Source organism: Sphingopyxis sp. CR5 (genome assembly GCF_059693785.1).
Genome location: NZ_JCATIE010000003.1, coordinates 215,732 through 236,616, shown reverse-complemented (window position 1 = coordinate 236,616; position 20,885 = coordinate 215,732). Strand labels below are relative to the sequence as shown.

General features: G+C 67.6%; 26 protein-coding genes. 12 read left to right on the top strand and 14 right to left on the bottom strand.

Annotation, left to right across the window (positions count from 1 at the left end; all coding sequences use genetic code 11):
* The first annotated feature begins 192 nt into the window (after positions 1-192).
* Genes AC58D2_RS06085 through AC58D2_RS06075 form a run of 3 tightly spaced genes read left to right on the top strand, consistent with a single transcriptional unit; the run spans position 193 to position 2,953 of the window.
* Positions 193-1,572, top strand: a complete 1,380-nt coding sequence (locus AC58D2_RS06085; RefSeq protein WP_497388316.1) for a pectate lyase family protein — start codon at positions 193-195, stop codon at positions 1,570-1,572.
* Positions 1,569-1,982, top strand: a complete 414-nt coding sequence (locus AC58D2_RS06080; protein ID WP_497388314.1) for a cupin domain-containing protein — start codon at positions 1,569-1,571, stop codon at positions 1,980-1,982. Before AC58D2_RS06085 ends, AC58D2_RS06080 begins: the two co-directional genes overlap by 4 nt.
* Positions 1,979-2,953 (top strand): alpha/beta hydrolase, encoded by a 975-nt coding sequence (locus AC58D2_RS06075; RefSeq protein ID WP_497388312.1) that lies wholly within the window; start codon positions 1,979-1,981, stop codon positions 2,951-2,953. Before AC58D2_RS06080 ends, AC58D2_RS06075 begins: the two co-directional genes overlap by 4 nt.
* Here AC58D2_RS06075 and AC58D2_RS06070 read toward each other — a convergent pair.
* From AC58D2_RS06070 to AC58D2_RS06050, 5 genes are all read right to left on the bottom strand, one after another.
* Complete coding sequence (locus AC58D2_RS06070) at positions 2,950-4,464, bottom strand: carboxylesterase/lipase family protein (protein ID WP_497388310.1); 1,515 nt, start codon at positions 4,462-4,464, stop codon at positions 2,950-2,952. The two genes, AC58D2_RS06075 and AC58D2_RS06070, sit on opposite strands and share 4 nt — an antisense overlap.
* Positions 4,451-5,464, bottom strand: a complete 1,014-nt coding sequence (locus tag AC58D2_RS06065; protein WP_497388308.1) for a sugar kinase — start codon at positions 5,462-5,464, stop codon at positions 4,451-4,453. Before AC58D2_RS06065 ends, AC58D2_RS06070 begins: the two co-directional genes overlap by 14 nt.
* A gap of 99 nt (positions 5,465-5,563) precedes the next feature.
* Entirely contained in the window at positions 5,564-6,316 is a 753-nt protein-coding gene (gene kduD / locus AC58D2_RS06060) for a 2-dehydro-3-deoxy-D-gluconate 5-dehydrogenase KduD (protein WP_497388306.1), read from the bottom strand.
* Positions 6,317-6,410: 94 nt separating this feature from the next.
* Positions 6,411-7,247 (bottom strand): 5-dehydro-4-deoxy-D-glucuronate isomerase, encoded by an 837-nt coding sequence (gene kduI, locus AC58D2_RS06055; RefSeq protein ID WP_497388304.1) that lies wholly within the window; start codon positions 7,245-7,247, stop codon positions 6,411-6,413.
* A 320-nt stretch (positions 7,248-7,567) separates the two neighbouring features.
* Positions 7,568-8,032 (bottom strand): MgtC/SapB family protein, encoded by a 465-nt coding sequence (locus AC58D2_RS06050; RefSeq protein WP_497388578.1) that lies wholly within the window; start codon positions 8,030-8,032, stop codon positions 7,568-7,570.
* 105 nt (positions 8,033-8,137) lie between these two features.
* On the opposite strand from AC58D2_RS06050, the gene ruvA reads away from it, so the two are divergent.
* From ruvA to pal, 9 genes are all read left to right on the top strand, one after another.
* Positions 8,138-8,740: a Holliday junction branch migration protein RuvA gene (gene ruvA, locus AC58D2_RS06045; RefSeq protein ID WP_497388302.1), complete on the top strand. Its 603-nt coding sequence runs from the start codon at positions 8,138-8,140 to the stop codon at positions 8,738-8,740.
* Positions 8,737-9,147, top strand: coding sequence for a GFA family protein (locus AC58D2_RS06040; protein WP_497388300.1), 411 nt, complete (start codon positions 8,737-8,739; stop codon positions 9,145-9,147). Before ruvA ends, AC58D2_RS06040 begins: the two co-directional genes overlap by 4 nt.
* Positions 9,140-10,168, top strand: coding sequence for a Holliday junction branch migration DNA helicase RuvB (ruvB, locus tag AC58D2_RS06035; protein WP_497388298.1), 1,029 nt, complete (start codon positions 9,140-9,142; stop codon positions 10,166-10,168). The genes AC58D2_RS06040 and ruvB overlap by 8 nt, the downstream gene beginning before the upstream one ends.
* 205 nt (positions 10,169-10,373) lie before the next feature.
* The gene (locus tag AC58D2_RS06030) at positions 10,374-10,853 is read left to right on the top strand and encodes a YbgC/FadM family acyl-CoA thioesterase (RefSeq protein WP_497388296.1); all 480 of its coding nucleotides are present in this window, start codon (positions 10,374-10,376) and stop codon (positions 10,851-10,853) included.
* On the top strand, positions 10,847-11,545 hold the full coding sequence (gene tolQ, locus AC58D2_RS06025; protein WP_497388294.1) for a protein TolQ: 699 nt from the start codon (positions 10,847-10,849) through the stop codon (positions 11,543-11,545). The genes AC58D2_RS06030 and tolQ overlap by 7 nt, the downstream gene beginning before the upstream one ends.
* Entirely contained in the window at positions 11,545-12,009 is a 465-nt protein-coding gene (locus AC58D2_RS06020) for an ExbD/TolR family protein (protein ID WP_497388292.1), read from the top strand. Before tolQ ends, AC58D2_RS06020 begins: the two co-directional genes overlap by 1 nt.
* A gap of 36 nt (positions 12,010-12,045) precedes the next feature.
* Entirely contained in the window at positions 12,046-12,840 is a 795-nt protein-coding gene (tolA, locus tag AC58D2_RS06015; RefSeq protein WP_497388290.1) for a cell envelope integrity protein TolA, read from the top strand.
* 5 nt (positions 12,841-12,845) lie between these two features.
* Positions 12,846-14,210 (top strand): Tol-Pal system beta propeller repeat protein TolB, encoded by a 1,365-nt coding sequence (gene tolB / locus AC58D2_RS06010; protein ID WP_497388288.1) that lies wholly within the window; start codon positions 12,846-12,848, stop codon positions 14,208-14,210.
* Positions 14,211-14,319: 109 nt separating this feature from the next.
* Positions 14,320-14,835: a peptidoglycan-associated lipoprotein Pal gene (gene pal, locus AC58D2_RS06005; RefSeq protein ID WP_497388286.1), complete on the top strand. Its 516-nt coding sequence runs from the start codon at positions 14,320-14,322 to the stop codon at positions 14,833-14,835.
* Here pal and AC58D2_RS06000 read toward each other — a convergent pair.
* The 9 genes from AC58D2_RS06000 to gspG are packed head-to-tail and all read right to left on the bottom strand — an operon-like array spanning position 14,822 to position 20,885.
* The gene (locus AC58D2_RS06000; RefSeq protein WP_497388284.1) at positions 14,822-15,562 is read right to left on the bottom strand and encodes a prepilin peptidase; all 741 of its coding nucleotides are present in this window, start codon (positions 15,560-15,562) and stop codon (positions 14,822-14,824) included. The genes pal and AC58D2_RS06000 overlap by 14 nt on opposite strands.
* A gap of 26 nt (positions 15,563-15,588) precedes the next feature.
* Positions 15,589-16,308 (bottom strand): type II secretion system protein N, encoded by a 720-nt coding sequence (locus AC58D2_RS05995; protein WP_497388282.1) that lies wholly within the window; start codon positions 16,306-16,308, stop codon positions 15,589-15,591.
* Positions 16,305-16,787, bottom strand: coding sequence for a type II secretion system protein M (locus AC58D2_RS05990; protein ID WP_497388280.1), 483 nt, complete (start codon positions 16,785-16,787; stop codon positions 16,305-16,307). The genes AC58D2_RS05995 and AC58D2_RS05990 overlap by 4 nt, the downstream gene beginning before the upstream one ends.
* Entirely contained in the window at positions 16,784-17,932 is a 1,149-nt protein-coding gene (gspL, locus tag AC58D2_RS05985; RefSeq protein ID WP_497388278.1) for a type II secretion system protein GspL, read from the bottom strand. Before gspL ends, AC58D2_RS05990 begins: the two co-directional genes overlap by 4 nt.
* Position 17,933: 1 nt before the next feature.
* Positions 17,934-18,941, bottom strand: coding sequence for a type II secretion system minor pseudopilin GspK (gspK, locus tag AC58D2_RS05980; RefSeq protein WP_497388276.1), 1,008 nt, complete (start codon positions 18,939-18,941; stop codon positions 17,934-17,936).
* On the bottom strand, positions 18,938-19,579 hold the full coding sequence (locus tag AC58D2_RS05975) for a GspJ family type II secretion system protein (RefSeq protein WP_497388274.1): 642 nt from the start codon (positions 19,577-19,579) through the stop codon (positions 18,938-18,940). Before AC58D2_RS05975 ends, gspK begins: the two co-directional genes overlap by 4 nt.
* Complete coding sequence (gene gspI, locus AC58D2_RS05970) at positions 19,576-19,947, bottom strand: type II secretion system minor pseudopilin GspI (protein WP_497388272.1); 372 nt, start codon at positions 19,945-19,947, stop codon at positions 19,576-19,578. Before gspI ends, AC58D2_RS05975 begins: the two co-directional genes overlap by 4 nt.
* Complete coding sequence (locus AC58D2_RS05965) at positions 19,937-20,419, bottom strand: GspH/FimT family pseudopilin (protein ID WP_497388270.1); 483 nt, start codon at positions 20,417-20,419, stop codon at positions 19,937-19,939. Before AC58D2_RS05965 ends, gspI begins: the two co-directional genes overlap by 11 nt.
* A complete protein-coding gene (gene gspG / locus AC58D2_RS05960; RefSeq protein ID WP_497388268.1) occupies positions 20,403-20,885 on the bottom strand; it encodes a type II secretion system major pseudopilin GspG in 483 nt (160 codons plus the stop codon). The genes AC58D2_RS05965 and gspG overlap by 17 nt, the downstream gene beginning before the upstream one ends.

The window sequence follows — 20,885 nt, the reverse complement described above, 5'->3', positions numbered from 1 at the left end:
CGTGGACGAAACCGCGCGAGCCACGGGCTCGTCCAATATGTCCAGAGAGTACGCAGGAAGGCCGCCGGCTTTGCGACGGTCCGGGGCGCCCTCTCCCCAAATTCTGTTGTTGACCGATTTAGGTAACCGGTGTCAAAATGATTGAAGGATTGCGGCTGCTATGTCAAGACCCCAATCGCAAGGAGAGAGACGATGCCCAAGACACTATGGATTTCCGCCCTTTTTCTGGTCACTTCGCTGACGGCGACTCCCGCGGCGGCGTTCGATTCCGCCCCCCTCGCTTTTCCCGGCGCGGTCGGATCGGCGGCGACGACTCCGGGGGGACGAGGCGGCAAGATCATCCGCGTGACGACCCTCGCCCCCGATGGTCCGGGGTCGTTCAAGGCTGCGGTCGAGGCAAAGGGCCCCCGCATCGTCGTGTTCGAGGTCGGCGGCGTCATCGACATGGGCCGCACGACGCTGACGATCACCGAACCCTTTCTGACGATCGCCGGGCAGACCGCGCCGGGTCCGGGCATCACGTTGATCCGCACCGGGATCGACGTGAAGACGCACGATGTCGTGATGCGTCACCTGCGCGTCTATACCGGCGTCGATGGCCAGCCAAAGCGCAGCGGATGGGAAGCCGACGCCTTTTCGACCGTCGCGGCGCACGATGTGATCGTCGATCATTGCACGTTCCTGTGGGCGATCGACGAGAACATGTCGGCCTCCGGCCCGCGCTTTGCGGGCAAGGACGTCGCCGAGTGGCGCAAGAACACGAGCCACGACATCACCTTCTCGAACAATCTCGCCGCCGAGGGCCTGGCCGATGCGAGCCATCCAAAGGGCGAGCACAGCAAGGGCTCGCTCGTTCACGACAATACGACCGGCATCCTCTTCTATCGCAACATCTGGGCTCACAACGTCGAACGCAGCCCGCTCGTCAAGGGCGGCGCGCAGGCGGCGCTGGTGAACAACCTGATTTACGATCCGCAGCATCGCGCAGTGCACTATAATCTGATGAACCTCGAATGGGTCGGCCACCCCTATGTCACCGGGCAGATCACCGCGGTCGGCAATGTGATGCGCGGAGGCAATTATACCGACGAGGGCCTGCCCTTCCTGATGCTCGGCGGCGACGGCGATCTCGAATATTATGCCAAGGACAATATCGCGGTCGACCGGCACGGCAATGCCCTGCCCGAATTCGGGCGCTACGGCGAAACCCGCGCCGAACTGATCCGGGCAAAGGCGCCGCTCGCCTCGCTCGAGGGTCTGAATATCCTGCCATCGCGCGATGTCGAGACATCGGTGCTCGCCACTGCCGGCGCCCGCCCCTGGGCGCGCGATGCCGAAGAGATCCGTATCCTCTTTTTCGTCGCCGAAGGCCGCGGCGACATCATCGACGACGAAAAGCAGGTCAGCGCCTATCCCAAGGTCGAGGCACCGGTGCGCGCGCCCTTCGTCGAGGCCGAGTGGAACCTTGCGACGATGGAGCCGAAATCGGGCCGCTATCCCGCGCAGACCGCACCGATGCCGCAGGAACATCTGTCAGCGCGCGACCTCGATTCGCGCGGTGGCGTCAAATGAGTGCGCTCGCCGCGGCGCTGCTGCTCGCGGGCACCGACACCGCGCCGCCGATGGTGGTGATCGACGAAGCCGATACGGTGCGCGAAGAGCCGCCGCCGCATGGCGAAATCGGGATGTCGACCGCGTGGCGGATCAGCGACAGCGTCCCTGCACCGCGCAGCTTCGAATTTCGCAAGCGCGCGCTGCATGTGGGGGCGCAGATCGGCATCCACCCCATCGCCCATGACGAAATCTATTATGTCGTGTCGGGAACCGGCGTCGTCCATTCGGATGGCGAGGAGAGGGCGGTGAAGGCCGGCATGGCGGCATGGCTTTACACCGGCGCGGAGGTCGGCATCCGCCAGACGGGCGGCGAGCCGCTGGTGCTGATCATCGCCTATCCCAACCCGCCACTGGACGGAACGCGATGACGCTCGATCGCCGCCACCTGCTCGCCGCCGGGCTGGCGCTTCCTCTCGCCGCGGGCACCGCGCGCGCCGCGGCTCCGACCCGCCCGGCCGACGTGGCGCCCGACGCCAGCCTCGCCCTGTGGCCAAAGGGTCATCAGGTCGTTCCTCCGGGGCTCGCGGAGCGCGTCGTTCAGCGCAGCGACGATCCGCAAGCCAGCGACCGGATGCTCGAATATATCGTCCGGCCGCGGCTCGACATCTTTCGCCCGGCAAACCCCAATGGCGCGGCGGTCGTCCTCGCGCCCGGGGGCGGCTATCGCTATGTCGTGATCGACAAGGAAGGGTACGAACTCGCGCGATGGCTGACCGCGCGCGGCGTCACCGTCTATGTCCTTTTCTATCGCCTGCCCGGCGACGGCTGGGCCAACCGGTCAGAGGTTCCGCTCGCCGACGCGCAGCGGGCAATGCGGATCGTGCGGAGCCGCGCGGAGATCGACCGCATCGATCCGGCGCGCGTCGCTTTCGGCGGCTTTTCGGCCGGCGGTCATGTCGCGACCAGCCTGCTTACGCGGTTCGACGCGCGCGTCCATGCGCCCCTCGACGCCGCCGACAGGCTTTCGGCCCGACCCGATGCCGTCGCCGGCATGTATCCCGTCGTGTCGATGGACGCCGCGATCGCGCACCCCGGAAGCCGCAGCAACCTGCTCGGCGCCGCACCGAGTCCCGAAGCCGAGGCGCTGCACTCGCCCGAGCGCCAGGTGCGCAAGGACATGCCGCCGCTCTGGCTGCTCCACGCCGAAGACGACAGCGTCGTGGCGATCGCGAACAGCATCCGGCTGCGCGAGGCCGCACGGGCGATCGGCAGCCCGTGCGAAAGCCACTTCTTCGAGCGCGGCGAGCACGGGTTCGGCTTGATGAAGGCGGCGGGCCTGCCGGTATCGATCTGGCCAGACCTGCTCTGGAACTGGCTAGGCAGTCACGGGATGATCTAGGTCCCCGGCTGGATATAGGGCACGCGCGCGAACAGCTCGCGCTCCCAGCGGCGCGGGTCGCTCGTCACGCGGCTTTGCGTGTCGAACGCCATCGTCTCGCGCCGTTCCAGCGAATAGGCGGGCCATCCCGCGTCGCCGGTGCGCGCAAAGCGAAGATAGGCGTCCATCACCGTGTCGCTCATCGCGCGCTGCGCCGGCGTGGGATCGGCCACCGTGCCGAAGCTCAGTGCAATGTCGTCGGTGTGCTTCGCCGCCTCGAAATCGAGCTGATAGACGAAGGCCGGCGCCCCGGCGCGCGCGCGCGCCTCGGCTTCCTCCACCTGCCCGCGCCAGCTGCGCGCGGCGGTGACGATGCGGTGGAACAGCTCGACCGGCGGCGCATCGGGATAGCGCGCGCGGAACTGCGCCACGACCCATTCGGGATGGATGTCGATCCGCATCTCGGGCGCGATCCGCTGCGCCAGATTCGCATAGGAAAGGCCGCTCAGCTGCTTGCCATCGGCTGCATAGAAGGCGCGCGTCTCCATCACCGTATTGCCGAGCATCATCGGGATGCCGAGCGACTGCGGCGCCGCGTCGGGCCAGAAGGGATGGCGCGTCAGATGCGCCATATCGAGCACCGGTCCCATATAGACGCCGCCGCCGAGAACCGGGTCGGTCGCCGACAGCGCGTCGATCAGCCGCTCGACCGGCGCGGTCGCGGGATCGACGCCCTCGCCCAGCGCGGCGAGGAACGCCTCCGCACGGGCGGTGGCATGAAGCGGCCCGGAGGCGGTGACCTGCTGCCCGCTCATGGTGATCGCCTTGTGAAACAGGCCCCGCGCCTCCGGCATCGCCATCAGCGTCGCGATTTTCGCGCCACCGCCCGACTGGCCAAAGACGGTGACGTTGCCCGGATCGCCCCCGAACGCCGCGATGTTCCTTTGCACCCAATGCAGGGCGACGATCAGGTCGAGCTGGCCCGCATTGCCGCTGTCGGGAAAGCGCGGGTCGAGCCGTGCGAGATAGAGGTAACCGAGCGCGTTGAGCCGGTGGTTGACCGTGACGACGACGACATCGCCGCGCGCCGACAGCGCGGCTCCGTCGTTGACCGGATCGGTCACGCTGCCCGCCGAATAGGCGCCGCCGTGGATATAGAGCAGGACGGGCCGCTTCGCCGCGGTCGTGGCGGCGGGGGTCCAGACGTTGAGGAACAGGCAATCCTCGGACTGCGGCCGATAGCGATCGCCGCGCTGCGGGCAGGCCGGTCCGAAGGCGTCGCCAGGCATCTGGTCCGCACGCGTCACCGGCTTCGGGGCGCAAAAGCGGGCGGCGTGCGCATAGCGGATGCCGCGAAAGCGAACCGCACGGCCCTCGGCGCCGCACGGCACTCCCGCATAGACGCCATCGGCGGCTGCGACCCGCCGCGATCCGCCCTGCGCATTGGCCCAGGCGGTGCGCGTCAGCGCGCTCGCGCCGAGCAGCAGCGCCCCGCCGACGACCCCGCGCCGGGTCGGTTCACCGCCGGACATCGAGCCCGCCGCCGTGAAAGGCGTCGATATCGCGCTGTCCAAAGCGGCTCGCATCGCCCGGTAGCGAATGTTTGAGACAGGTGAGCGCCAGGCCGCTTTCGGCCATCGTCCGGGCATCGCCGCCCGCGAGATGCGCGTGGAGCACTCCGGCGGCGAAGGCGTCGCCCGCCCCGATCCGATCGACGATGCCCGTGACGTCGACCTCTCCGGTCTGATGGCCGCCGTCGCGCAGGTCGACGCGGGCCGCGATGCGATGATGATCGGCGGTTATCGTATGCCGCGCAGTCGATGCGATCAGTTTGAGGTCCGGGAAAGCCGCAAAGCCGGCGTCGGCCGCCTCGCGGCGCCGGTCTTCGCCGTCGCCGCTGAACGCCTGCCCAAGCACCAGCGACAGGTCGCGATGGTTGCCGAACACTATGTCGGCGGCGCCGATCAGCTCGGCCAGGACGGCGCGCGGATCGCTGTCCCACGCCTCCCACAGCATCGCGCGATAGTTGCCGTCGAAGCTGACGGGGACGCCAAGGCGCCTCGCCGCACGCGCCGCGGCGAGTGCGGCGTCGGCCGAACGGGGTCCGAGCGCCGGGGTGATCCCCGAAAGATGCAGCAAGCGCGCACCGGCGAGCAGCGAGTCGAAGTCATAATCGTCGGGCCCGGTCGCCGCGAAGCTCGATCCTGCGCGGTCGTAAACGATCTCGGACGCGCGCAGTCCGGCCCCCACGCTGAGAAAATAAAGGCCCATGCGCCCCGGTCCGGTGGTGACGGCGGCGCAATCGACGCCTGCGCCGCGCACCGCCGCCACAGCGCTGCGACCCAGCGCATTGTCCGGTACCGTGCCGATCATCGCGCATTCGTGACCGAGATGGGCAAGCCCGATCGCGACATTCGCCTCGGCCCCGCCGACGTGCAGCGCGAGCGATGGCGATTGCATCAGCAGCTCGTTGCCCGGCGCGGTCAAGCGGATCAGCAGTTCGCCGAAGAAAACGAGCCTGTCCTGTGTCATGCCAACTCCGCCTGGCCCCGCAACGGACGGGGCATGTCTGTTACACCGACGACAGGGCGGCGGCTCGACAAGCCTCGGCGCGCCCGGCCGCGGCGGGTCTTATCGCGCCAGCCAGCCGCCGTCGACGGCAAGAATATGGCCCTGGACATAATCGGACGCCCGCGATGCCAGAAAGACGGCCGCGCCGCCGATGTCGGCCGGGTCGCCCCAGCGCCCGGCGGGGATCCGCTCCACGATCTGCCGGTTGCGCGTTTCGTCGGACTGCAGCGCCGCGGTGTTGTTGGTGGCGATATAGCCCGGCGCGATCGCATTGACCTGGATGCCCTTTGCCGCCCACTCGTTCGCGAGCAGCTTGGTAAGTCCGCCCACGCCCGACTTCGACGCGGTATAGCTCGGGACGCGGATGCCGCCCTGAAAGGTCAGCATCGAGGCGATGTTGATGATCTTCCCCGATCCGCGCGCGATCATATGCCGTCCGACCGCCTGGCAGAGGAAGAAAAGCGTCTTCAGATTGGTGTCGATCACCGCGTCCCAATCCTCTTCGGTGAAATCGACCGCGTCGGCGCGCCGGATGATGCCCGCATTGTTGACGAGGATGTCGATCCGGCCGAAGCGATCGAGCACGGCATCGACGAGAGGCTGCACCGAAGCGATCGTCGACAGATCGGCAGCGAAATTCTCGGCCTCGCGCCCCAGCGCCCGCACCTTGTCGACCGTCTCGGTCGCCGGCGAACGGCCCGCTGCTGCGATGTCGGCCCCCGCTGCGGCCAGCGCAAGCGCAATTCCCTGCCCGATACCGGTGTTGGCGCCGGTCACCAGCGCGACTTTTCCGCTAAGCTCGAACAATTGCATCCTCTCCACTCCCTCGTCATGCCGAACGTGATCCGGCATCCATGTCCTCGGTGCCGCGTGGGCCCCGGATCATCTCCGGGGCGATGAAGGAAGGCTATTTCAACTGGCAGATGTCGAGGACGTTCATGTCGGTATAATCGAGATTTTCCCCGCCCATTGCCCAGATGAACGCATATTTCTTGGTCCCCGACCCCATGTGGATCGACCACGGCGGGCTGATGACCGCTTCCTCGTTCGCGATCACGATATGCCGCATGCTGTCGGGCTCGCCCATATAGTGGAACACGCGGTCGCTTTCCTCGGGGAGATCGAAATAGAGATAGATTTCGCTGCGCCGGTCGTGAAGGTGCGGCGGCATCGTGTTCCAGACGCTGCCCTCTTCGAGCACGGTGAGCCCGAGCAGTAGCTGCGCGCTTTCGCACACGCCGGGAATGACGAGCTGATAGATGGTGCGCTGGTTCGAATTGGCGAGGTCGCCGCGCGCGAGCGGGTTCGCCTGGTCAAGCGTGACATGCTTGATCGGGCAGGTCTTGTGCGCGGGCAGCGACGCCAGATAGAAGCGCGCGCCCTCGCCCTCGAACACGACCTCGGCCGACCCCATCGGGATATAGAGACACTCCTTGGTCTTCATCTCGAACCGCTGGCCGTCGACGGTGATCGCACCGGCGCCGCCGATGTTGACCGCGGCCATCTCGCGCCGTTCGAGGAAGGGGTGCCCCGCCGCCGATGCGGGCTCGGACTGTTCGGGCAGCGTCAGGGCGCCGCCGCGCGGAACGGCTCCGCCGATCACAAACCGTTCGTTGTGCGAATAGTTGAGATTGATCTTGCCGTCCTCGAACATCCCCGAAACGAGATAGCGATCGCGCAGGTCGTCGTTGTCGACGCAGTCCATCATGTCGGGATGGGTGGCGTGATAGGTCTTTGCGAACATGGCGGCATCCTCCGGGGGTTCATGGATTTCCGCTCGAATAGGTGATTAGGTAACCGGTGTCAATATTTCGCGCCCCAAAGGCCCGGCGATCCGGGCCGATGCGCCCTCCAGCCCGCGGCAGGCAAAACGGAAATGCGATGGACGGTAAATCGCGCGGTGCTCGATGTCGTGGATGAAAACCCCGAGCTGACGTCCTGGACCGACGCGCGACCCTATGCGTGCGGCTGTTATCGCGTGCCGACAGCACGCAGCCCCCCGCATCGCGCCGCGCTTATATTCCTCCGCCCCGCGTCCCGCAAGCGGAGTCGAAGGGGCGGCTTTCAGTCGCCCGGCGGCGTTTCGAGCCGTCGCTCGACGATGCGCAACAGGGTGAGCATCACCAGGCTGATGGCTCCGCCGATCAGCACCAGCGGCCACTGCCCCGCACCGCAGGCGATGCCGAGCACCGCCGCCAGCCACAGGTGCGCCGCGGTCGTCAGATTGTGGACCTTGCCGCGACTGAAAACGATAAGCCCCGCGCCCAGGATGCCGATGAACGCACCCGCCGCCTCGAAAACGCGCAGCGGGTCCATGCGGCTGCCCTCGAGCTGGGTGTAGAGCGCGATGATCGATACGGTCATCGTGGCTGCGGCAAAGCAAATCAGTCCATGCGTCCGCAGGCCGGCGGCATGTCCCCTGATTTCGCGGTCGATACCGAGCAGGAGGCCCAGCACCGCGGCGCCGCCGAGCCGCGACAGCAGGTCGAGGTCGATCGAGTGGACCACCAGGGGCGCGTTGAGCTCCATCGAGACCAGAGCGCAGCAGGCGCCCCGCGGTTCCACGACGACAAAAGGTTCGCGTCCTGTTCTCTTTTCTTGCCGCGACGCGCGGCGCGCGCTAACCCTCGTCGCATGATTGCGAAACTGACGGGGCGGCTGGACTCAAGCGGCGCGGGCCATGCGGTAATCGACGTCGGCGGCGTCGGCTATCTGGTCGAAGCGTCGGCGCGCACGCTCGATGCACTCGGCGCGGTCGGCGGCGAGGTGACGATCCATACCGAGATGCTGGTCGGCGAGGATTTCCTGCGCCTGCTCGGCTTCGCACGCGCCGAAGAGCGCGACTGGTTCCGCCTGCTCACCAGCGTCCAGGGCGTCGGCGCCAAGGTCGCGCTCGCAATCCTCTCGGCACTCGAAGTCGCAGAGCTGCAACGCGCGCTCGCCAGCGGCGACAGCGCGATGATCGCGCGCGCCAATGGCGTCGGCCCGAAACTCGCGCAGCGCATCGCGCATGAACTCAAGGACAAGGCGGGGGCGCTCGGCGGCCTTGCGGGCAGCGCCGGGGCATCGGCCGCTCCCGCATCGGGGCCCCTGGGCGACGCCGTCGCCGCGCTCACCGGCCTCGGTTTCAAGCCCGGCGAAGCGAGCGCCGCGGTCGCGGCGGCGAGCGAGGAACTGGGGGTGGGTGCCAGCCTCGATGCGCTGGTGCGTACGGCGCTCAAGAAGGCAGCGAAATGAGCGACTCCGTTCGCCATGCCTCGTGCCGCTGCGGCGAAATCCGCATCGCCTGCACCGGCGAGCCGATCCGCGTGTCGGTGTGCCATTGCCGCGAATGTAAGACGCGCAGCGGCAGCGCCTTTGCCGCGCAGGTGCGCTTTCCCGCCGAACAGGTTCGCACCGAGGGCGAGGAAAACGCGAAGACGTGGCAATATACGGGCGACAGCGGCCACACCGCCGACTTCTTCTTCTGCGGCATCTGCGGCACGGGCGTCTGGTATCGCGCACGGCCCTATCTCGACGCCTTTGCGATCCCGCTCGGCATTTTCGAGCCCGGCCACGGCTTCGTGCCCAGCTATTCGGTTTACGAAGAGCGCAAGGAGCCGTGGGTTTCGATCACCGGCGAGGCAATTGAGCATTATGACTGAGCCGGCCCTTACCACCCCGATCCGCACCCCCGAGGACGCCGACGCCGCGCTGCGTCCCAAATCGCTCGCCGAGTTCGTCGGGCAGGCGGCAGCGCGCGAGAATCTACGCGTCTTCATCGAAGCGGCGAAGGCGCGCGGCGACGCGCTCGACCATGTGCTGTTCTTCGGCCCACCGGGGCTCGGCAAGACGACGCTCGCGCAGATCGTTGCCAGGGAGCTCGGGGTCGGTTTCCGCTCGACGAGCGGGCCGGTGATCGCAAAGGCGGGCGACCTCGCCGCGCTGCTCACCAATCTCGAGGACGGCGACGTGCTGTTCATCGACGAAATTCATCGCCTGTCCCCCGCGGTCGAGGAGATTCTCTACCCGGCGATGGAGGATCGCGCGCTCGACATCATGATCGGCGAGGGCCCGTCGGCGCGCAGCGTGCGGATCGACCTGCCCAAATTCACCCTGGTCGGGGCGACGACGCGCCAGGGATTGCTGACCACGCCGCTGCGCGATCGTTTCGGCATCCCGGTGCGGCTGAATTTCTATACCCATGCCGAGCTGGAGCAGGTCATCGGCCGCGCCGCACGGCTGCTGGGACTCGGCATCGCGGCCGATGGCGCGCTCGAAATCGCCCGGCGCTCGCGCGGGACGCCGCGCATCGCCGGACGGCTGCTGCGCCGGGTCCGCGACTTCGCGACCGTCGCGGGGCACGCGCGTGTCGATGCCAAGGTCGCCGACGCCGCGCTCAACCGGCTCGAGGTTGATGCGCTCGGGCTCGACGCGATGGACCGCCGTTACCTCACGATGATCGCCGATATCTATCGCGGCGGGCCGGTCGGGGTCGAAACGATGGCGGCAGGGCTTTCGGAGCCGCGCGACACGATCGAGGATGTGATCGAACCCTATCTTCTCCAGATCGGCCTGATCGCCCGCACCGCGCGCGGCCGCTGCCTTAATGCGAGCGCGTGGAAGCATCTCGGGCTGAATCCGCCCGCCGGGGTGCAGGACGGGCTATTCGACCAGGGCAAATAGCGCCTCGACCCAGGCGCCCGGCGTCATACGGGCGGGCTTCAGCATCAGCACGATTGATGGCACGAAAACGCCATTTTCGACCGTATCGATCGTTTTGCGGTCGACCCCGAAACGTTCCCCCGTTCCGCTCAGCGGCGCCCTTGCTACGACGAACCGTTGAAGAGGGCTTTGCGACGAGTCGTGCAGACGCTATCGCTCGTCGACGATGAACGATGGTCCTCCCCCTTTCCATCCCGGCGCCTTCGTCGGCGCGGCGCACCATTTTCGTGCGCGCGTCTATTTCGAAGACACCGACCTGTCGGGCATCGTCTATCACGCCAACTACCTGCGCTATATGGAGCGGGCGCGGTCGGACATGCTGCGGCTGGCCGGCATCGACCAGCGCGCCGCGATGGAAGCCGGCGAAGGCGCGTGGGCAGTCACCGACCTGGCCATCAGATATCGCAGCCCGGCAAAGCTCGACGACGACCTGCTGGTCGTCAGCACGGTCGAAGCGGTGCGCGGCGCGAGCGTCGTCATCGCGCAACGCATCTTTCGCGGGACCAGCGCGTTATCCGGCGAACCGTTGACCGAGGGACGCGTCACCGCGGCCTTCCTGTCCCCCGAGGGCCGGCCGCGCCGCCAGCCCGAGGGGTGGGCCGCCCGTTTCACCGCCGTCATGAATGGAGACACCATCCCTTGCTAGACAATATTTCGCTGGCCGCCGACGCGGCGACCCTGTCCCCGATCGCGCTGTTCCTGCACGCCGACTGGATCGTCCGGCTGGTGATGATCGGCCTGCTCGCCGCATCGGTCTACGTCTGGGCGGTGATCTTTACCCAGGGGCGCGGAACCGCGAAGCTGATGCGCGCATCGGAGCAGTTCGAGCGCGATTTCTGGCGCGCGGGGAATATCGACAAATTCCACGACGAAAACGGTCGCGAACCATTGCCGAGCGCGAAAGTGCTCGCCGCGGGCGTGTCCGAATGGCGCCGGTCGACCGCCGGCAAGGCGGTCGACCGCGACGGCACCCGCGAACGCCTGAGCGTCGCGATGAACAGCGCGATCGAGGGCGAGGTCGACCGGCTCGCCGAAAAGATCGGGACGCTCGCGACAATCGGTTCGGTCGCCCCCTTCGTCGGGCTGTTCGGAACCGTGTGGGGCATCATGCGCGCCTTTTCGGAGATTGCGGCGCAAAACAACAGCAGTCTTGCCGTCGTCGCACCGGGGATTTCGGAGGCGTTGTTCGCCACGGCGATCGGCCTGTTCGCCGCCATTCCCGCGGTCATCGCCTATAACACCTTCTCGCAGCGGCTGAACCGCCTCGAATCGCGGCTCGGCCGCTTCGCCGACGGACTGCATGCCACCTTCAGCCGCGAGCTGGAGGTCGAGGCCTGATGGCGATGACCGGCCCTTCGGGCGGCGCCGGGCGGCGGCGCGGACGCGGCGGGCGGCGCTCGCCGATGTCCGAGATCAACGTTACGCCGCTTGTCGACGTGATGCTGGTGCTGCTGATCATCTTCATGGTCACGGCCCCGCTACTCACCGCCGCGGTGCCCGTAAATTTGCCGGAGACACGCGCCAAGCCGATGGACACGCAGGAGCGCGAGCCGGTGCAGCTGAGCGTCACCGCCGACGAGACCATCTATATCGGCGAAGAGCCCGTCAGCGAGGCCGAATTGCCCGCGCGTCTGGAAGCGATCAAGCGCGCCGACGACGGTGCCGGGGAGCCGCGCCAGATCATGCTGCGCGCCGACAAGAGCCTGGTCTTCGGGCGCGTCGCCTGGGTGATGGGCGAACTCAATCGCGCCGGGCTGACGCGCATTTCGATGGTCACCACCGGTTCAGACAGCGCGCCCTAGGATGGGATGATGGCGGCAACGCGGGCACAATCAGGCTTGGAACGGCGCAATGTCGCGATCGCGATCGCACTGCACGTGGTGGTGATCGCGCTGCTGTCGGTTCAGTGGACCGCGGGCGACCGCCGTTTCGACAGCGCGCCGATGGAAGTCGACCTGATCGCCGAAAGCGCCGCCGAATCGACGGCCCCCATACTCAGCCCCCTGCCCCCCGCTGCGCGGCTTGGCGACGAATATGCCGACGATATCGAGGTGTCGCAGCCCGTGCCAACGCCGCCCGAGCCCGAACCGGTGACGCGCGCCGAACCCGCGCCGGCGCCGAAGCAGGTCGCAGAGCCCAAGCCATCGCCGCCCAAGAAGCGAACCCCGCCGGCGCAAAAGGAACAGCCCAAACCGACCCCGAAGGCCACGCCCAAGGACCGCCCCTCGCGCCCGACCGGACGGCTCGACGGCATCGCCGAGGGACTGTCGCGATCGCAACCCAAAAAGGCGTCGAGCGAAGGCGCGCCGGCGCAGGCAACGGCGGCCGAGGTCAAGCAGGCGATCGACGTCAGCATCAAGGCGGCGGTCCGTCCGCGCTGGAACAGTTGCCGCGTGAGCGGCGTCGACGTCGATCAGCTCAAAACCGTGGTCAAATTCCGCCTGTCGCGCTCGGGGGCCCTCGCGGGCTTTACCAGCGTCACCACCACCGGCGAAAACGACAGCAACACATTTCAGGTTCAGCGCCATCAAGAGTGCGCCAAACGCGCGGTCGAACTAGCCGCGCCCTTCGACCTGCCAGCCGACGAATATGATTTCTGGCAGAATTACACCCTCGATTTCATCAAGAGGTAAGAGAGATGCCCTTTCGCTCCACCCTGTCGCTCGCCCTGCTACTGACCGCCACGCCGGTCTTCGCTCAGCAGACCGCTCCCACTCCGCCCGCGGTCGCGCAGACCGAACCGCGCGAAACGATCGAAGGTCAATTGTCGCAGGACCGCACCGTCATTGCGGTGCCCGCCTTTGCGACCCCTGCGGTCACGACCGTCGCGGGGCTGCGCACCGACAGCCTCGGCCGACAGATCGGCGAGGTCATCGCCGCCGACCTCGAACGCAGCGGGCTTTACGCACCGCTCGGCCCCGGCAGCGTCCGTGCGATCACGATGGACGAGGTGACGGCCCCGCGTTTTGCGGACTGGAAGGCGCGCAGCGCGGAAAATGTCGTCCACGGCTTCGTGCGCGCGACGCCGACCGGCGGCTTCATCGTCGGCTGTTACCTGTATGATACCGAACTGGGCAGCGAGCTGGTGCGGCAAGGCTATGAAATCCAGCCAAGCGACTGGCGCCGCGCCGCGCACAAATGCGCCGACGCCATCTATTCGCGCCTGTCGGGCGAGGCCCCGTTCTTCGACAGCCGCATCGCCTATATTGCGGAAAGCGGGCCCAAGGGGAACCGCGTCAAGCAGCTCGCGATCATGGATTCGGACGGCGGCAACCACAAGTTCATCACCAATGGCCAAGCGCTCGCGATCAGCCCGCGCTTCTCGCCCGATTATAAAAAGATCGTCTATGTCAGCTATCTGAACAACCGCGTCCGCGTCTTCATCTATGACGTGGCGAAAGGATCGCAGAAGCTCGTCACCGAAAGCGGCAATGCGACCTTTGCCCCGCGCTGGTCGCCCGATGGGAAGCAGATCCTCTATTCGATGGCGGTCGGCGGCAACACCGACATCTATCGTATCTCCGCCGACGGCGGCACGCCGGTGCGGCTGACGAACGCGCCCGGCATCGACGTCGGCGGCAGTTTCTCGCCCGACGGCAAGAAGATCGTCTTCGAAAGCGACCGGTCGGGCAGCCAGCAAATCTATACGATGAACATCGACGGGTCGAACCAGCGCCGTATCAGCTTTGGCGGCGGGCGCTATGCGACCCCCGAATGGTCCCCACGCGGCGACCTGATCGCCTTCACTCGCATGGGCGGCGGCGAATTCCGGATTGGCGTGATGACCCCTTCGGGCGGCGGGACGCGCATGCTGACCAACAGCTGGCAGGACGAGGCGCCGACCTGGTCGCCGAACGGGCGCGTCATCCAGTTCTTCCGCACGACACCGGGCCGCGACGGCAAGTCGACGATCTGGCAGGTCGACCTGACCGGCGTGAACCTGCGCCGCCTGCCCACCCCGCGCGACGGGTCGGACCCGAGCTGGGGGCCGATCCTGCCCTGACGCCGGCCGCGGAACCAAAAACCGCAGCCGGGGTTGCTATATCTTGTTCAACATGGGTTAATCCCGTTCCCCACCGGATTAAAGGCCAACAAAAGAAGAGGACCATGCCATGACGATACGCAAAACGACCGCAACGATCGCCGCCATCGCCATGCTGGCGGTCGGCGCCTGCGCGAAAAAGGCGCCCGAAGAGCTGCCGCCGCCGCCCGCGGGCACCGACACCGGAAACACCGACAGCGGCATCGGCAATGCCGTGGTCCCCGGATCGCAACAGGATTTCATCGCCAACGTCAGCGCGGACCGCATTTTCTTCGACTTCGATCAATATAACGTCGACGCCGAGGATCAGGCGACGCTCCAGAGCCAGGCGCAGTGGCTCCAGCGCAACCCCGCCGTGCGCGTGACGCTGGAGGGTCATGCCGACGAACGCGGCACGCGCGACTATAATATCGCGCTCGGCGAACGCCGCGCCAATGCGGCGAAAAATTACCTCGCGTCGCTCGGCATCGATCCGTCGCGGATCAATGTCATCAGCTATGGCAAGGAACGCCCCGCCGCCGTCGGCTCGAACGAGGAAGCCTGGGCCCAGAACCGCCGCGCGGTGACCGTGGTCATCGAGCGCTGATAACGAGCCACAGCGGCACCGCGGCGAACGCGGCGCCACAGGCGAACACACCGAAGGGGACCCGCCGCGACGCCAGCGGCCGGTCCCCTTCCCGTTTGGCGACAAGCGCCCACAGGATACCGCCCAGGCTCGCCAGCAACAGCAACAGCGGCAGCGGCTGCCAGCCGAGCCAGCAGCCGATTGCCGCGACAAGCTTTGGGTCGCCGCCGCCCATCCCCTCGCTTTCGCGCACCCGGCGATAGGCCCAGGCGACCGCCGCCAGCGTCAACCCGCCCGCAAGGGCGCCAACCCAGCGATCGAACAGGCTGGTTCCCAGCAGCCCACCGCCCATAACGAGCCCGACGATCGCCAGCGCGGCGTTGAGCCGGTCGGGCAGCCACATGTGACGGGCGTCGAGCAGCGCGAGCGGGAGCAGCAGCCAGCCGAAGAGCGCCCAGAGCCATCCGCCCGGCCCCGGCATTATCGCGACCGCCGCAGCGCCGATCAAGGCCGCGGCAAGTTCCACACGCCCGTGAAAGGGGTCGATCCGCGTACCGCAGTGGCGGCACCGGCCCCGCAAGGCGAAGGCCGACGCCAGTGGAACGAGATCGCGCGCGCCGAGCACGCATCCGCATTTGTCGCACCGCGATCGCCCCCCGACCGACCGACCGGCCGGCCAGCGCAACACCAGCGTCGCGATGAAGCTGCCCAGAATCGATCCGACAAAGGCCGCCAGCAAGGCGCCCACGCCAAGGGGCAGGGCGCCAGGAACCACTAGAAACGGCCGGTCGTCGTCAGCAGGAAGCCGCCGGGCCCCGATCGGAAGCCGAGGGTGGCAAGAGCCGCGGCCATCGCCGGATCGTCATCGACGCGAATGGCGAATTTCGCCCGATAGGCACCGCGTCCATCGAACAGGAACGTCAGGCGTTCCATACCCGACTGGCTTGCAAGCGCGGCCTGCGCCCGACCGCCAACGCAGCTCAGCGATCCCGACAGGCCGCGAGACAGGTCGAGCCCCGCAATGGGCGCGGTAACCATCACCTGCATCCGCCCGTTCGCCTCGGCACACCGGCCGTCTCGGTCGAAGCGGAGGGCCGCGTCCTCGAAGCGGAGCGTGTCGACCGGGATCACGCCCAGCCCGCCGGCGAGCGTCGCCACGCCATCGACGTGCGAGATGCCGCGAGGATTGCTGGCGTGGAGCCGCCCGGCAAGCGCGCCTGTACGTTCGGCGCTCCGCGAAAAGGCAAGTTCGATTTGACCGGTGAGCAGGGCGAGTGGCGACAGATGCGCCTCCACGGTCCCCAAGGGGATCGCGCCGAGCCGGGCGTCGGCGAGTTCACCGGACCATATCGACCCACGCACCTCACGCGCCGCGACGCCTGCGTCAGCAGCACCCGCGAGGCCGAGCGCAAGGCGCATCGGGAATGTCAGAAGGATCAGCGGCAAGGCCAGCGAGATCGCCATGATGGGCCAGAAGCGGCGCGGGCGCATCATGGCCCGGCCCGCCTGAGTTCGGCGGTCATCCCGACGGTGCCGTCCGCGGCAGGGGTGATTGTGAGCTGATCGACGACGAAGCCCTGCGCCTCTACCCCCGCGAGCCAGTCGGTGAGCACCGGGGCCTTCGCCGTCGCAATCGCAATCGTGGCCTGATCCGATCCGCGCGCGTCGTTGCGGTCGAGCGTCAGTCCTATCTCGCCCGCCGACTGCGCCAGAAACTGGTCGACCGCCACCGTATCGGAGACGGCGTCCGCCTGCTTCGGGGCGCGACGCGACAGCAACGTCACCTTGGCCGCTACGCGCCCTTCGCGATCGACTGCGGCCCGGTGTTCCGTGTCGAGATCGTCAAAAGCGGCATAGACCGGACGCCCGATCGCCCACGCCACGACCCCGAGAGCGAGCAGCCCCGCGATACTCACGAGCACGCGCTCGCGTATCGACAGTCCTTCCCACCAGCTTTGCACGCGTTCGATCATGGCACCGCCCGGACTGTGATATTCGCCATCTGCTGGCCGTCGGCCCCCGCCATAGGCTGCGCGGTAACCCGGTAGCCGCGCGCCTGCAACGCGAGCAGGACCTTGTTCAGATCCTCTACCCGCGGCGCGGCAAGCGTGGTCGTCAGCGTCCCGTCGGTGCGGTGCGAGAGCGTCTTAAGCGTGACCCCCGCGGCGTCGCGCATCGCCTCATAAAGCGCCGAGGCGGGCACCGAAAAGGCGAGCGGCCCGCCGCCCGCCGCTGCCAGCCGGCGATCGACTTCAGCCTCGGCAGCTTCGGCGTCGGGGGCGGCGATCCCTACGCTTTTGGCCATCGTCAACACGGCCTGGTGGGCCCGCGCGGTATCCGCCGACAGGCGAAAGAGATGAACGAGCGGGATCGCCACACTGACCACGACAAGCGCGACGAGCAGCTTTTTACCGAGCGCGATCAAGGCGGGATCGACGGCCCAGCGCCGCTTTGGCTTCCACGCGCCGGACAGCAGGTCGAGCGGTGGTGCGGCCAGCGACAGGACCAGTGCCTCGCGCATCCGTTCGCGGTCGAGCGGGGCGATGTCCCGCGCGCCGGCAATCAGCGGGTCGAGGTCGGGATCGGACAGGAAGGCGCGCTCGTCGCTCCGCACGATCGCCTCACGCCCCACATCGGCGAGCCAAAGCATATCGGTCTCGGGCGGCGGTACCGTCGCCGCCGCCGGCATGATCGCTGCGGGATCGAGCGTGCGTGCCGCGAGCCACTCGGTCCATGCCGCCATCGCCGCGTGGGTCGTCACCGCGACCGGCACCGCCTGTCCTGCCGTTGCAGGCTGGCCGGCGACGATGTGCAGGCCGGCGGGATCGCCAAGACTGTCCTTGAGCGCGGCGATGCGCGCGGCTGCGGCGGCCTGGGCCGGGGCGGCATCGGGAAAATGGCGCCAGCGTATCGGGACATCGGCCGCCGGCGCGAGCGCGATCAGCCGTTCGTCGTGCGTCTCGCCCCCCTCGGGCCGCTCCCACATGTCGATCCAATCATCGTCCTGGCCCGAATCGACGACGACGCCGTCATCGACCCGCAGCCAGGCGACGTCGGCGCTATCAGTATGTTCGAGGTCCGCCAACGAAGGCAGCCAGAGCAACAGGGTTCGCGTCACGTCAGTCGCTCTCACCCCAATCGCGGCGTACCACGATGGGCGGCGCGCTTCCGGCGGCCGGCGCCCCACCCCAGGCATCGATGAGCGAATTGGCGGTCAAATCTCCATCCCCCAGCGTCACTTGCGTCCTCAAGGCGAGCCAGCGGCTCGTCACCCCGACCTGCCGGTCGACCCCGCCCGGCGGGTCGATTCGCGCGAGCGGACCGGACTGCCAGAATCTTACGCTGCTGCCATAGCCGTCGGCAGGCCGTCCCGCCAGCACCGCGCGAGCGTCGGCCAGACCAAGCTTGCCGGGGAGCAGCATCGCGATCAGCGGGGCCTGCGCAGGGAGCAGCGTGTTGGCATTGAGCGTCACCGGCTCGGCAACCGGCAAGACGCAAAGCCAGGGTTTTAGACGCGCATAGATTTTGGGGGTCATGCCGCGAACGGCCTTCAACTCGCTGATGTCCGCCATCTTGCGGTTGGCGGGAAGATAATTGCCGTCGTTCGTTCGATAGGCGCCGTCCTCGGCACCCGAAGGGCCGTCGCGGCTGTCGCTGTCGATCCAGTCGGCGGCCGCACCGGCGATTCCCTGGGCTTCGCCACGGTTCAGGCCAAGCAGCACCATCAGCTCGGTAAACTGGCTGACGGCCGCAGGCCGCTGGCTAAGCTTTCCCGGTGCTGCCTCGACGACGAGGCTGTTGAGATTGAAGCAGTTATTTGCGTCGGTTAGCCGCGCCCGACCCTGGCCTCCCGGCAGCGGCAGGACGAAATCACGTCCAAGCCAATTGCCTGCGAGCGTCAGTTTTGCCGGATCGCGAGAAACCAGATCTCCGACCCGGCGCAGCGCGATCTGCTCGGCGGCGAAGCTGTAGGCGCGCCCCTGATCGACCATCGCGGCGCTGCCCGCAATGCGCGTTGCGAGCGTGAGCCGGTCGAGCGCGGTCGCGGCGATCACCGCCATCACCGACACGAGCAACAGCACGCTGAGCAAAGCGGCGCCGCGCTCCTGTATATCGCCACGCGTCATGGCACCGTCCCTTCGCTGTCAGGCGGTGGTGGCGGAGTCGGCGCGGTCAGGAACAGCATCGTCAGCGGTGCACGACCACGGCGCGTCAGACGCACCTCGACGGCACGCGGCAGCCGGTCGTCGGCACCCGACGCCCATGTGTCGCTCCAACTTCCATCGATGCTGCGGTAACGCACCGCCACCGCGGCGATATCATCGACAAGCCGATCGCCCGCGCCCAGCGCCATTCCGTCGAGCATCGGCTGCGACGCACGGCGCCACTCGTCACCCATCATCGCATAGCCGACGCGTTCTATGTCCGGGCGCCCGGCGTCGATCCCGCCCGCGCCGGCGTGGACGAAGGCAAAGCTGGTCGACGTGCCGATGAAGGCCGGCACCGCCTCACCCGAAGGCCCGCGCGTCGCGCGCGGGAGAGCCTGCGCAAGATCGTTCGCCATCACGGCGCGCAGCCGGTTGATGCCGCCCATCGCCTGCAACCGCCCCTGAACGGCGTCCTGGGTGTCGATGCTGCTGCGGAGCAGGCCGACGCCCATCGCAGCGATCGCGGCGAAGATCGAAAGCGCGACAAGCATTTCGACGAGGGTGAAGCCGTTCGCGCTCGCCTTGTCCGTTGGGGGAAGAATGTGGAGGCCTCTCATCGCGATGGCCTGATGATCGTAAGCACCGCCTGTCCCCGCCCGCTTTCGGGACGTACGGTCAGGTCGACGCGCAGCAGGCTGTCATCGGCGGTCTTCGCGACGCGCTGTTCGATACGCCAGGTCCGTCCACCATTGGCCACCGCGATCGCATTGTTGCCGATTGTCGGCGGCACGGGATCGCTCCACAGCTCGACGGCGCGATTTTGCGCGACAATTCCCGCCATCGTGCTTTCGTCGAGGTCGCCCGCGGTCCGCACGGCATAGGCGTCCAGTCGCACGAGCGTCAGCGCGGCGATACTGATGATGCTCAATGCCACCAGCATTTCGAGCAGGGTGAAGCCGCCGTCGCGGCGGGAATCAACGGTCACGGCTGACCTCCCCGGTCGCCGACACCCGCACGACCTCGCGCGCCTCGCCGCCCGACAGCACGACGGCTTGCGGCGTCGGGCTGGTGCCGACGCGATCGAAGAGGATGCGCGCAACCCCCTCGCCACCCGCAGCGAGGCGGACATCGCGCGGCCAGTTGCGCCGCTCGAACGCACGTCCGGGCAGCGGCTCCCATTCGCCGTTCACGCGCCGTTCGAAGCCATAGCCCGAGGGTGCGAAGTTCACCGCGACGCTGCGCCCCTCGATCACCGCGACATCGCGCGCCGCCGCGAGACGCGCGGCGAGGCGGTCGGCTTCGCTGCGCACGCTGCGCTCCTCGCCGGGAAGTGTCAGCACGACCGCCGCCGCGGCAAGTCCGAGGATCGCGAGCACGACCATCAGCTCGACCAGCGTAAAGCCGTTCGCCCTTGTCCGGCAGGACCCTGACGCTGGCGCCCTAGCGGTCTCCACCATGAATATCCGCATTCTCGTCGCTGCCGCCGGGCGCGCCGTCGGCGCCGAGCGACCAGATGTCGAACGCCTGCCCGTTCGGTCCCGGCGCCTGATAATTATAGGGGCGGCCCCACGGATCGGCGGGCAGCTTCTTGATATAGCCGCCGCGGCGATAGCGTTCGGGCTGCGCCAGCGACGGCGGCGCGGTGATGAGCGCATTCAGCCCGTCGGTCGACGCGGGATAGGTCAGATTGTCGAGCCGATATTGTTCAAGCGCGTTTTCGAGCGTCGCGATGTCGGCCTTTGCCTTGGTAACCATCGCGCGATCCTGGCTGGGCAGCACGTTGATCATCACGACGGTTGCGAGCAGCCCGATGATGAAGATGACGACCATCAATTCGGTCAGGGTGAAGCCGCGTTCGTCGCGTTTGCGCCGCAAGGCGGCGGGGCGGGACGGATCGAGTATCAGGCGGAAGAAAAGCTGCAT